The 12,717-nt window shown below is 76.7% G+C and carries 4 protein-coding genes; all 4 read right to left on the bottom strand.

Going from position 1 to position 12,717, the window contains the following annotated elements; translation table 11 throughout:
• Positions 1-255 carry a phosphopantetheine-binding protein gene (locus ACFRAR_RS23745; RefSeq protein ID WP_380700170.1) on the bottom strand — a complete coding sequence of 85 codons (255 nt, stop codon included), beginning with the start codon at positions 253-255 and terminating at the stop codon, positions 1-3.
• A gap of 68 nt (positions 256-323) precedes the next feature.
• A complete protein-coding gene (locus ACFRAR_RS23740) occupies positions 324-4,916 on the bottom strand; it encodes a beta-ketoacyl synthase N-terminal-like domain-containing protein (RefSeq protein WP_380700169.1) in 4,593 nt (1,530 codons plus the stop codon).
• An 8-nt stretch (positions 4,917-4,924) separates the two neighbouring features.
• On the bottom strand, positions 4,925-11,872 hold the full coding sequence (locus tag ACFRAR_RS23735) for an SDR family NAD(P)-dependent oxidoreductase (protein WP_380700156.1): 6,948 nt from the start codon (positions 11,870-11,872) through the stop codon (positions 4,925-4,927).
• Between the two features lie 308 nt (positions 11,873-12,180).
• The gene (locus ACFRAR_RS23730; RefSeq protein ID WP_380700155.1) at positions 12,181-12,639 is read right to left on the bottom strand and encodes an FtsX-like permease family protein; all 459 of its coding nucleotides are present in this window, start codon (positions 12,637-12,639) and stop codon (positions 12,181-12,183) included.
• Positions 12,640-12,717 lie beyond the last annotated feature (78 nt).

The raw sequence follows: 12,717 nt of genomic DNA, 5'->3' as shown, positions 1-12,717 counted from the left end.
TCAGCTCCGCCCGGCGGTCTGCAGGCGGTCCACCACGTGGCGGACCAGTCGGCCGACCGTCAGGCCGATGATCTCGTCGAGTTCCATGCCCGCGAGGAACTCGGCGAAGTTGATCCGGTCGCCCCAGCGCTCCTGGAGCTGCCCGGCCAGCGTGACCAGGTCGATGCTCTCCAGTTCCAGGTCCTCGGTGAACCGGGACTCCATGGTGACCTCGGTGTCGTCGAGGCCGTACTCCTCCAGCACGGTGGCCAGCATGGCGGTGATCTCGGTGAGGACCTCCTGCTCGGTGGGCGGTTGCAGGTCCACGGTCTGCTCGCTGGCGGTCACTTGACTGGTGTCCTCTCGTCGCTTTCGATGTGGTCGCTGTCGATGTGGCCGCTGCCGGGGCCGTCGTCGGCTCGGGTCCAGGCGACGACGTAGCTGCGCTCCGGCAGGCCGGGCGGGCTGCCGACGCCGGTGCACCGCAGCCGGTGGGTGCGCGGTCCGGCCGGCCCGGCGGCCACCACCGTCAGCGCGGACGGTTCGGCCGCGACCACGGCGAAGTCGCGCGGCCGGCCCCGCAGGCCGGTGCCCTCGCTCTTGGCCGCCGCCTCCTTGGCCGCCCAGAACCGGCTGAACCAGAGCCCCTCGGAACCGCCGTGGACCCGTCGGCACTCCGCCAGGAGTGCCAGCTCCGCCGGACCGAGGGCGACCCGCAGGGTCTCCGCCGGGCGCTCCACGACCTCCTCCAGGTCGATGCCCGCCCCCGGCCCACCGCCGGGACGGCGCGGCCGGACCAGTGCGACGGCCGCCTCGGCCCGGTGGGCGAGCGAGACCTCCAGCTCCGGTAGCGTCCGGCCGTGCAGTCCGGCCACCCGGGGGCGGCCGGAGTCCTCGTTGAGCACCTCGATCTCGGCCGGGAAGACCGTGGCATCGCCCTGCTGCCAGAGCAGGCGCCGCACCGCGTCCTTGACCGCGATCCGGCCGAGCAGCCAGGCCCGGCGGCCGCGCGGCGGCTGCCGCTCGTACCGGGCCCGCTCGGCGGTGCCGAGGTGGTTGCGCATGATCAGGTCGCGGGAGGCGAGGTCGGGCCAGCGCTCGTGCAGCAGCACCCAGCCGCCGGGCTGCGGGGTGGAGAGGGTGTTGCGCTCGACGAACCGGTCGACGGGCCTGGTCTCGGGGTGGCTGTCGAAGCGGCGGTCCTGCCAGCCGTGCGCCTCCGCCCAGACGGCGCCGCCGGACAGCAGCTGCGCGTCGGCTTCGAGAACCGTGTCGGTGAGGCCGGTGATCCGGATGTGGCACTCCAGCTCGGTGCCCGGTCGCGGCGGCGGCCCGTAGAAGCGCAACTGCCCGATGCCGACCGGGAAGACCACCGTCCGCTCGGTGTGGGTCGCCATGATCCAGTAGCCGAGCAGCTGGCCGACGTTGTCCAGCAGCGCGCCGGGCGCGGCCGGCGCGGTGATCACGCCGCGTACGTGCGACTGCCCGAGGGCGGTCAGCTCGGTGAGGCCCTGGAACGCGGGGCCGTGGAACATCCACCGCTGGTCGTACAGCCCGGCGGCGGTCAGCTCCGGCGCCCGCTCGGCCGAGGGGTCGACCGGCCAGGGGGCGGGCGGCGGTGTGTGACGGTCCGTCAGCTCTACCACTCCGCGCGCGAATCCGCCGAAGGAGGCGGCGAGGAGGCCGGGGCCGGTGTGCTCCAGGGTGATGTCGACGTCCAGCGGGGTCCCGGCCGGCACCCACTGCCCGAAGCGCAACTCGCTCACCCCGGTGGCCAGTCGGCCGGGGACCGCCCGCTCGGCGGCGTCCGCCAGGTGCTGCACGATGGTGGTGGCCGGCACGACGGGCCAGCGGTCCAGCGGGTCGGGCCAGCCGGGGCGCTGGCGGAAGAAGCAGTGGTCGAGCAGGTAGGGCATGGTGTCGAGCGAGACGCGGAGTCTGCTGACGAGTTCCCGGCGGGACGCGGCGGGCGCGGCGGGTGCGACGGGCACGATGGGCGCGGCGGGTGCGACCGGCGCGGCGGGCGCGGCGGGTGCGACCGGCACGACCGACTGCCGCCCCGCACCGATCAGTTCGGCTGCCGCCCGTCCGGTCTCGCGCAGCAGTGCGTCCAGTTCGGCGGCGACCGGCGAGCGGTCGGCGAGCGAAGCGAGGTCGGGCCCGGTCGAACGGGCGGACGCCAGGTCGGCGCGGAGCGCACCGAGTACGACCGGGTCCAGCGAGACGAGCGCGCCGCCGAGGTCCAGCGGTACCGCCGGGTGGGGCCGCTGCGGCAAAGCGGCCCGGACGGCGGCGGCTCGGACGGCGGCGGGCCGCAGGGCGGCCGCGTCCGGTTCGGCGCCGTCCACCCAGAGCGCGGCCGCCACCCGGCGCAGCTGCGCCAGCCCGTCGCGGTTCGGGGAGTTGGCCGCGACCGCCAGGTGCGCCCGCTCGCCGAGGGTGTCCCCCACCAGCGAGGCCAGCTGCCCGGTCCCCGCCTGGACGAACGCCCGGAACCCGGCCGCGTACATCGCCTCGATCAGCGGCCGGAACCGTACCGGCTCCAGCAGGTGGCGCAGGAACAGCGCGCGGACGGCCGCCTCGGTCGGCGGGAAGGGCGAGGAGGTCGTCCCGGACCAGACCGGCACGGTGGGCCGGTGCAGCTCGAACCGGTCGGCGGACTGCCGGATCGGGTCGAGGTAGGGGGCCAGCATCGGGGTGTGGAAGCCGGACCGGAACGGCAGTACCTGGCCGAGGACGCCGCGTGCGCGGAACCAGTGCACCAGCTCGGTGACCGGCTGCTGGGGACCGCAGACGATCGACTGCTGCGGCGCGTTGTCGTGCGAGAGGACCACCTCGGACATGCCGTCGACCGTCGCCAGCGCGTCGAGCACCCGGTCGGCGGGGGCACCGAGCGCGGCGAAGGCCAGCCCGGGGACGCGCAGCGAATCCGGGTCGAAGGCCGTCAGGAAGGTGTCCACCGAGGCGCCGGAGTACAGGCCGCCCGCGATCATGGCGGTCCACTCGCCGACACTGTGCCCGGCCACGGCGTCCGGCCGGACGCCGATCCGGCGCAGCGCGGTGTCGAGCAGCCGCCCGACGGTGACCACGCCGACGCCGTGCCGCGCGACGTCGCCGACCGGAGCGGCGTCCGCCGGGAGCGGGCGGGGCAGGCCGAAGTGGTCGGCGACATCGTCCACCCGGGGGGTGAACTCGCCCTCCAGGCCGGGGAAGAGGAATGCGATCCGGCCGCCGGACGCCAGCAGCGGCTCCGGCGTGAACCACACGTCGCCGCGCCCGCGCCAGGCCCGCCCCCGGGCCACCGCCCGGCGGGCCAGCCCCAGCCGCTTCGGCGTCGGGTCGGCGATCGCCAGCCGGCAGCTCGGCGCGCCGACCCCCGGCTCCGCCGCCGCGGCGGCCAGCAGCGCCGAGTCGTCGGCCGCCAGCTGATCGGCGAGCCGTTGGGGCCCGTCGGCGGCCAGTCGCAGCACGCGCTCGGGTTCGGCGACGGACAGGGCGGCGCGGCGGACGGCCCGGGTGGGGCCCGGGGCCTGCTCCAGCACCACGTGGGCGTTGATGCCGCCGAAGCCGAAGGCGTTCACCCCGGCCCGGCGTGGCGGCCCGGTGGGGCCGGTCTCCCAGGGCTGCGCGGCGGCGATGGTGCGGAACCGGGTGCCGGCCAGCGCCGGGTGCGGGTCCTCGCAGTGCAGGGTGGGCAGCAGCACGCCGTGGTGCACGGCCAGCGCCGCCTTGACCAGGCCGGCCACGCCGGCGGCCGGCATGGTGTGGCCGATCATGGACTTCACCGAGCCGAGCACGGCCCGCTCCGCTCTGCCCGCAGGTCCGAACACCTCGGCCAGGGTGGCGAGTTCGGCGGCGTCACCGGCCGGGGTGGCGGTGCCGTGGGCCTCCAGCAGGCCGAGCGCGCCGGGCGCCGCCGGGTCGAGCCCGGCCGCCCGCCAGGCCGCCCGGACGGCGCGGGCCTGGCCACCCGGGTCGGGGCTGGCCAGGCCCGCCGTCCGGCCGTCGCTCGCCACTCCGGTGCCCCGGATCACCGCGTACACCCGGTCACCGTCCCGTTCGGCGTCGGCGAGCCGCTTGAGCGCCACCACGCCGGTGCCCTCGCCGACCAGCAGGCCGTCGGCGCCCCGGTGGAACGGGCGGATCCGCTGGCTCGGCGAGAGCGCCCGCAGCTGCGCGAACACGCTCCACAGCGTGACGTCGTGGCAGTGGTGCACCCCGCCCGCCAGCACCAGGTCGCAGCGCCCGGTGGCCAGTTCGCCGACCGCCTGGTCGACGGCGACCAGCGAGGACGCGCAGGCGGCGTCCACCGTGTAGGCGGGGCCGCGCAGGTCGAGCCGGTTGGCCAGCCGGGAGGCGGCCAGGTTGGGCACCAGGCCGATCGCCGACTCGGGCCGATCCGGGCCGAGCCGGTCGGTGAACGCGGTCCGGACCTTCTCCAGTTGACTTTCCGTCAGATCCGGCAGCAGCTCGGCGAGCGTGCGGACCACCTGGTGCGCGCTGCGCACCCGCTGGTCGAGCCGGACCAGGCCCGGCGTCAGGTACCCGCCCCGGCCGAGCACCACCCCGATCCGGTCGCGGTCCGGCAGCCGCTCCGGGCCGCCCGCGTCGGCGATGGCGGCGGCGGCCACCTGGAGCGCGATCAGCTGGTCGGGCTCGGTGGCCGCGACCGAGCTCGGCATCAGGCCGAACCGGGTCGGCTGCACCTCGGCCAGCCCGTCCACGAAGCCGCCGCGCCGGCAGTAGAGCCGGTCCGGCGCGGCCGGCCCGGTGGCGCCGCCCGGGTCGTAGTAGTCCGCGTCCCAGCGCCCGGCCGGGACGTCGGTGACCGCGTCGACCCCGTCGACCAGGTTCCGCCAGTAGGCCGCCAGGTCGGGGGCTCCCGGCAGCAGCACCGCCATGCCCACCACGGCCACCGGGGTGGCTGCCCGCCGCATCGGGACGCTCACCAGCCCGAGGCGGTGTAGACCACGGCCCGCACCGACCGCTCGCCCCAGGCGAGTTCGCGCAGCAGCGCCAGCGTGCCGGCGTCCGGGTCGATCAGCTTGACACCGCGCCGGGCGTAGTCCCGGGCCAGCTCCTCGGACACCATGCCGCCGTGTGCGCCGGCCGGTGCCCAGGGGCCCCAGTGCACCGTCAGCGCCCGGCGTCCGGTGCGGTCCGACCAGCGGGCGGCCAGCTCCTCCAGCGCGTCATTGGCCGCCGCGTAGTCGGCCTGGCCCCGGTTGCCCAGCGCGGCCGCGATGCTGCCGAAGAGCACCGTGAACCCCGGCCCGGCGGGCAGTTCGGCGAGCGCGTCCAGCAGCGCCCGGGCGCCGTCCGCCTTGGTGGCGAACACCCGCCGGAAGGACTCCGGATCCTTCTCGGCGAGCAGCTTGTCCTCGATCACGCCCGCCGCGTAGACCACGCCGTCCAGCCGGCCGTACTCGGCGTACACCTCCTTGACCGCCTGGCGCAGGGCCGCCGGGTCGGCCGCGTCCACCGCGCGGTAGCGGGCCCGCGAGCCGAGCGCGGACAGTTCGTCGAGGGTCGCCGCGACCTCGCGCCCGGCCAGCAGCCGGGAGGCGGCGGCGTCGACCTCGGGCAGCGGTACGCCGTGGCGGGCGAGCGCGGCCCGCAGTGCGGACCGGTCGCGGGCGGCGGCCGTCGCCGGGTCCTCCGGGCCCTCGGGCGGCGCGGTGCGGCCCAGCAGCTCCAGCCGGCAGCGGCCGGCCGAGGCGAGCGTGGCCGCGAACCGCGCGGTGATCCCGCGCGCCCCGCCGACCAGCAGCACCACGGCCTCCTGGTCCAGTCCCAGCGCGGCGGCCTCCGCCACGCCGTCGCCGGCGGGCCCGGCCCCCGTGCTGCCGAGCAGCCCGAGGCCGCGCTCCACCAGCGCGAGGCCCTGGCGTCCGGCCGGGCCGTGCAGCACCACCGGCTCGCGATCGTCGGCGAGCAGGTCGACGAGCAGCAGGTCGGCGGCCCGCGCCGGGTCCGCCGGATCGAGTTCGACCAGCCGAACCGAGCTGTCCGGGTACTCCCGGGCCAGCGTGCGGAACAGCCCGCGCAGCCCGTCCGCCCGGCCGGAGTCCGGCCGCGTGGCCGGCCGGGCGGCGACCAGCCATCTGGGGGCGAGCGCCAGCGCGGCCCGCAGTGCGGGCACACCGCCGGGCAGTACCGGTGCTCCGTGCTCCGCGAGCGGGTCCAGCAGCAGGACGCCGTCCAACGGGCCGTCCGCCGACGAGAGTTCGTGTCCGGCGGGTACGGCGAGCAACTGCGCGCCGGCGGCGGTCAGCCGGGCGGCGAGGGCCGGTCCGACGCCGTGGCCGTCCTCCCCCAGCAGGGCGAAGCGCTTGCCCGCCAGTGCCTCGGGGGTGCGGGCCGGTTCGGCGAGCGGTACGGCTTCGAAGGCCAGCCGGACCGGCTCGTGGCCCGCGACGGGCGGCTCGGTCCCGGGGGTGCGGGCGTCGGGGACGCGGGCCTCAGGGGTGACGGCCTCGGCGGCGGCACCGCCCGGTGCGGTGACCGGCTCGGCGGCGGGCGCGCCGAGCCGGGTGGTGAGCCAGGCGGTGATGTCGGCGGCGGTGCGGGCGCGGGAGAGTTCCTCCACCTGCTCGTCGGCGAGCCCTCCGAGGGCGCCGAGCCCCTGCGCGTCGCCGAGGCGGCGGGCGAGTTGGCCGATGATCTCGGTGCGCTTGATGGAGTCGACGCTGAGGTCGGCTTCGAGGTCCAGGTCAGGCTCGATCATGTCGGCCGGGTAGCCGGTGCGTTCGCTGATCACCTCGACCACCGCGCGCAGCACGTCCTCCTCGCCGACCGGCGCGGCCGCGGCCGCCACGGCCGCCACCGGCTCCACGGCCACCGGCTCCGGCCGGGCGGCGGCGGGCAGCTCGGGCACCGGTACCGCCGTCGGCACCGGCAGCTGCGCGGCGGCCGGGGACAGCGGGGCGGCCGGGGACAGCGGGGCCGGCGCCTGACCGGTGCCACCGAGGTAGGTCATCAGCACGTCGCGCTGGGCCGCGATCAGCTCTCGGCTGCTGCGGAGGAACTCCGAGACCAGTGCGTCGCCGTTCGGGTTCGGTGCCTGGGCTGTCATCAGCGCCTCCGGTACGGGTCGGGCCGGTGCGAGCGCACCGGGCAGCAGTTCTCCGGCAGCGGTGCGTACCAGCTGCCCGTCCACCGTCCAGCCGGGCCGGCGCGGCGTGCGCGCCCGGCCGGCGTCCACCGCGTCCCGGCCGCGGAACAGCCGGTCGGTCCGTACCGGAACGCCCGCGACGGCGAGCGCGGCGAGCGCGTCGAGGAAGCCGGGCAGACCGCGCCGGCGGTCTTCGAGCGGCACCGCCCGGTGCGGCCGGTCGCCGAGCACCGCCGACACCAGCCGGGTCAGCACCGACCCCGGGCCGGCCTCGACGAACACCCGGGCGCCCGCCTCGTACATCGCCTCGACCTGCGCCACGAAGCGCACCGGTGCGCCGATCTGCGCCGCCAGCTCGGCCCGCACTCCGGCCGGGTCGGCCGGGTAGGCGGCCGCCGTCCGGTTCGCGAAGACCGGGAACTCCGGCGCCCGTACCGTCCGGGCCGCCAGCGTCTCGGCGAAGCGCTCGCCCGCGCCCGCCACCAGCGGGCTGTGAAAGGCGCAGGCGACCGGCAGCCGCTTCACGCCGTACCCGGCTTCGCGCAGCAGCCCGATCGCGGTGGCCAGCTCCGCCGTCGCACCGGACACCACCGTCTGCCGGGGCGCGTTGTGGTTGGCCGCCACCACTCGGCCCGCGAGGCCGCCGGCCGCCAGCACCCGCTCGACCTGCTCGGCCCCGGCCGCCACTGCGGCCATCGAGCCCGGGTCACCGCCCGCGCCGACCGCACCGACCGCGCCGACCGCGCCGACCGCACCGAGGATGGCCCGCGCCCGGTCGGCGCCGAGCGAGGGCAGCTCCTCGGCGGCCAGCGCGCCCGCCGCGCAGAGCGCGACCAGCTCGCCGTAGCTGTGGCCGCCCGCGAGCTGCGGGCTCACCCCGGCCAGAGCCAGCAGCTCGAACGCCGCCAGGCCCGCCATGCCCAGCACGGGCTGGGCCACCCTGGTGTCCGTCACGGCGGTGCGCTGGGCCTCCCGCGCCTCGGGGGTGAAGGCCAGCGGCGGGTACAGCACGTCCGCGTGGCCCGCGCCGAGCCGCAGGTGGCGCTGCACCCCGGGGAAGGCCGCGAACAGCTCGGCGAACATCCCCGGGCGCTGGCTGCCCTGCCCGGGGAAGAGGAAGGCCACCTCGCCCGGCTGCTCGCCCGCCGCCTCTGCCAGGAACAGCCCGTCGGCGGGCGCTCCGGCCTCGGCGGCCCGCAGCAGCCGGACCAGTTCGGCGACGTCCGAGGCCACCACGGCGACCTGGACCGGGCCGCGCCCGGACTCCGCCCTCCGGGAGGCGGCCAGCGCGAGGTCGCGCAGCCGCCAGGGCGAGCCGTCCGCCACCACCGACCGCAGGAGCTCCGCGACCTCGCGCAGCGCCCGCTCCCGGTCGGTGCCCCGGAAGGTGAACAGTTCGGCCGGCCACTCCTGGAGCCCGTGCACCGGCGTCGGTCCGTCGTAACCGCGCAGCACCGCGTGGAAGTTGGTGCCGCCGAAGCCGAACGCGCTGACGCCCGCCACCCGTTCGGCCGGTACGGCGGCCCACGGGCGGGCCTCGGCGTGGAACACGAACGGGCTGCCGCCGGCCTCCCAGGCCGCGTTCGGCCGCTCCAGGTGCAGGGTGGGGGGCTTGATCCCGGTGTGCAGCGCCAGCGAGGCCTTGATCAGACCGGCCAGCCCGGCCGCGCACTTGGTGTGCCCGATCTGCGACTTGACCGACCCCAGCGCGCAACTCCCGGGCGCGGCGCCGTCCTCGGCGAACACCTCGCTCAGTACGGCGAGTTCGGTACGGTCGCCGACCACCGTGCCGGTGCCGTGCGCCTCGACCAGTCCGACCCGGGCCGGGCCGGTGCCGGCGCTGCGGTACGCGCGCTCCAGCGCCAGCCGCTGCCCTTCGGGGCGGGGCGCCGTCAGGCCGAGCGACCGGCCGTCGCTCGCGCTGCCGACCCCCTGGACCACCGCGTACACCCGGTCGCCGTCCCGCTCCGCGTCCGCCAGCCGCTTCAGCACCAGGCAGCCGACCCCTTCGCCCAGCACGATGCCGTCCGCCGACGCGTCGAACGGGCGGGAGCGGCCGGTCGGCGAGAGCGCGTGCACCGAGGCGAAGAGCAGGAAGTCGTTGATCCCGTTGTGCAGGTCGGCGCCGCCGCACAGGGCCAGGTCGCTCGTCCCGGAGGCCAGTTCCTTGCAGGCCACGTCCAGCGCCGCCAGCGAGGAGGCGCAGGCGGCGTCCACCGTGAAGTTGGCGCCGCCCAGGTCCAGGCGGTTGGCGATCCGGCCGGAGATGACGTTGGAGAGCATGCCGGGGAAGGAGTCCTCGGTGAGCTTCGGCAACTGCTCGGCGATCGCCTCCGGCACCTCGCCCAGGTAGGCCGGGAGCACCGCGCCCAGCACCCCCGCGTTCGACAGGTCGCTGCCCGCCTCCGCGCCGAACACCACGCTGGTGCGGGAGCGGTCGAAGGCCCGGCCGCCCTCCGCTCCCCCGCCGTCGTACCCGGCGTCCAGCAGCGCCCGCCGCGCCGCCTCCAGCGCGAGCAGCTGCACCGGCTCGATGCTGCCGAGCGCGGCCGGCGGGATGCCGTAGGCCAGCGGGTCGAACGGGATCCGCGGCAGGAAGCCGCCCCACTTGGAGGGCGTGCTGCCGGGGCCGCCGTCGGCCGAGTGGTAGAGCGCCGGGTCCCAGCGCTCGGCCGGCACCTCCGTCACCGCGTCCACCCCGCCGACCACGTTCGCCCAGAAGGCGGGCAGGTCGGGGGCGCCCGGGAACATGCCGGCCATGCCGATCACGGCGATGTCGAGCGGAGCCGGCTCGGGCTCCGCCGCGGCCTCCGGTGCCAGGCCCAGCCGCTCCACCAGGTCGGTGGCCCGCGCGGCCAGGAACCCGGCCGCGCCGGTGCCGACCGCGGCGTGCAGCTCGGCGAGCGTCGTGGTGGCCGAGCGCAGGACGGCCACCTGCCCGGCCATGAACATGCCCCGGGCCAGCTGCTCCTGCTCGTCCACCCCGGCGAGTTCCCCGGCCACCCGGTCGAGGCCCTTGCTGGCGATCCGCAGCCGGCCGACGTTCAGCCGCTCCAGCCGCTCCCAGACCTCGCGCTCGGGCGCGCCCTCGGCCCGCAGCCGCTCCCGGGTCCGCTCGAACTCGGCCGTGAACGGGCTCGCGACACAGCGGGTGGCGTGCCCGGGAGCCGTCTGCAGCAGCTCCGTCCCGCGCGCCGCCAGCACCTGCCGCTGGAACTGCGGCTGGACGGCTCCGTGGGCCACCGCCTCCTCGGTGAACAGGTACGCCGTACCCATCAGCAGTCCCGCCGCCACGCCCCGGCCGGCCAGCGGTGCGGTCAGCGCCGCGACCATGGCCGCCGAGCGCTCGTCGTGCACGCCGCCCGCGAACAGCAGCTCCACCTGCGGGCTGTCCCGCGCGGCGGCCAGGAAGTCCTCCACCACCGCCAACTGCGCCTCCCACAGCGGGAAGCTGTGCCGGGGCCCGACGTGTCCGCCGCACTCCGAGCCCTCGAAGACGAACCGGCGGGCCCCGTCCTCCAGGAACTGTTTCAGCAGACCCGGGGAGGGCACGTGCAGGAAGGTCCGGACACCCGCCTCCTCCAGCACCCGGGCTTGCGACGGGCGCCCGCCCGCGATCACCGCGTGGGTGGGCCGCGCCGCCAGTACCTCGGCGAGCTGGGCGCTCCGCACCTCCTCCGGCGCGAAGCCCAACACCCCCACGCCCCACGGTTGTCCGTCGAGGGCAGCGGCGGTCGTCCGCAGCAGGTCGCGGGTCTGCTCCGGGCCGGCCAGAGCGAGGGCCACCACCGGCAGGCCACCCGCCTCGGCCACCGCGGCCGCGAACCCCGCCTGGTCGCTGACCCTGGTCATCGGGCCCTGGACCACGGGCAGTCCGGTCCCCAGCGCCCGGCTCATCGGCGCGCCGGGCCCGAGCAGCGCCGCCGCCGCACCCGGCACGGCCGCAGCCCGCAGTGCGTCCAGCACGGCGTCCCGGACCGCGCGGACCACCGCCCCGGCCGTTCTCCAGCGCTCGGCGAATCTCGCGGCCAGAAAGCCGTCCTGACCGACCATCAGTTGCGGGCCCGGCGAGCCGCCGGAGGAGGACCGCAGCACCCGGCACCCGTCGGCCACCGCCGTCTCGGACCCGTCCATGCGGCGCACGGCCGCCGCGATCTCCTGCGGAACCGCCGACTCGGCGAGCAGCGCGAGCTGGCTGTCCAGCACCACTCCGGCCGCCCCTCCGGCCACCGCCGCCGCGGCGGTGCGCAGGCCGATGCCACCGCCGGCCCAGACCGGCACCCCGATCTCGGGTGCGGCCAGCAGTTGCTGGAGCAGCACGAAGGTGCTCAACTCGCCGACCGGGCCGCCGCTCTCGCTGCCGCGCGCGATCAGCCCGTGCGCCCCGGCGCGGACCGCCGCGAGGGCCTGCGCGAGATCGGTGACCTCGACCAACAGGCGGTACGCACCGGCCAGTTCGGCCGCGTCCCAACGGGGGGCGCCCTCGGCCAGCACCACGGTGTCCGGCCCCGCACCGCCACGCGAGCGCAGTTCGGCGGGGTCGAGCCGACAGCCGGGACCGACCCTGACGCCGAAGCGGCCGGTGAACCGCCCGCGGAGGGTGGCGAGTTCCTCGCGGGCCCGGCGGTCCCCCGCCCCGAGGTCCAGCACGCCCAGCGCGCCCGCGCGGGACACGGCCTCGGCGAGCCCCGCATCCGGCTGGTGGAAGGGCGTGAGGCCGATGACGAGTTCGGTCAGCAGTGCGGTCGGTGCGGTGGTCGACTGTGCGGCGGACCTCATGGGATCTCCGAGTGTGAGTCTGACGGCGCAGTGGGGGGCACGAGCGACTCTCGGTGCAGCGCATCGCGAAGCGCCCCTGCCGCATTGCCAGAGGCACTCTCGCGCGATTCGCCGCCCGCTTGTAGGTTGACACTACTAGCGGGTAGTGCCCGACAGGTTAAGCGCACGTTGCGCGTGCATGTCAATACAAACGACGGCCCACTGACGTCACACCCGAATGAGCCGCAGGTCGGGCCCGGAGCAGTGCCGCGGTGGGCGGTCGGCGAGCTCGACCGACCGGGCAGGCCCGTCCCGGCGGGTGGGTTCGGTCAGGCGGCCTCCGCCTGGAGGACCTCGGCCACCGGACGGCGGGCCCCGGCACGGGCCGGGAACGAGGTCAGCAGCGAGATCAGCGCGATCGTCCCGACGACCACGGCCGGCAGGACGACCGGGCTCGGCAGGTGCGCCGGCCCGCCCTTGCCCACACCGGTGAAGAGCGCCATGCCGCCGGGGATGCCCAGCAAGGCGCCGACCGTCACCGGGATCGCCTGCGCGTAGACCAGACTGGCGCTCACCTGGCCCGCGTCGGCGCCGAGTGCGCGGGCCACCGCCGAGGAGCGGCGCGCGTCGAGGACCGTCGCCCAGACGATGAAGACCGCGTTGATCGAGGCCAGCACACCGATCATGACCGTGATCACCAGCATGGTCTGGCCGAGTCGTTCGGACAGCGGGTTGGCCAGCGCGTCGGGCCCGGAGAACTGCTGGGAGGCGACGCGCTGACGGGCCATCAGCACCGCGACGATGCCGCCGACCGTGATGGCGACGCTCGCCGCGGCGAGTACCGCCCGGCGGGGCCGCCGGGAACG

The organism is Kitasatospora sp. NPDC056651 (assembly GCF_042792155.1).
Taxonomy (GTDB): domain Bacteria; phylum Actinomycetota; class Actinomycetes; order Streptomycetales; family Streptomycetaceae; genus Kitasatospora.
Note: the sequence above shows the minus strand (reverse complement) of the source record. Positions and strands in the feature narration are given on the sequence as shown.

Bases quoted from the DNA above. Each gene is read 5' to 3' on its own strand.
- ACFRAR_RS23745 (WP_380700170.1), bottom strand. From the start codon at position 255: ATGCTGGCCACCGTGCTGGAGGAGTACGGCCTCGACGACACCGAGGTC.
- ACFRAR_RS23740 (WP_380700169.1), bottom strand. From the start codon at position 4,916: ATGCGGCGGGCAGCCACCCCGGTGGCCGTGGTGGGCATGGCGGTGCTG.
- ACFRAR_RS23735 (WP_380700156.1), bottom strand. From the start codon at position 11,872: ATGAGGTCCGCCGCACAGTCGACCACCGCACCGACCGCACTGCTGACC.
- ACFRAR_RS23730 (WP_380700155.1), bottom strand. From the start codon at position 12,639: ATGGCCCGTCAGCGCGTCGCCTCCCAGCAGTTCTCCGGGCCCGACGCG.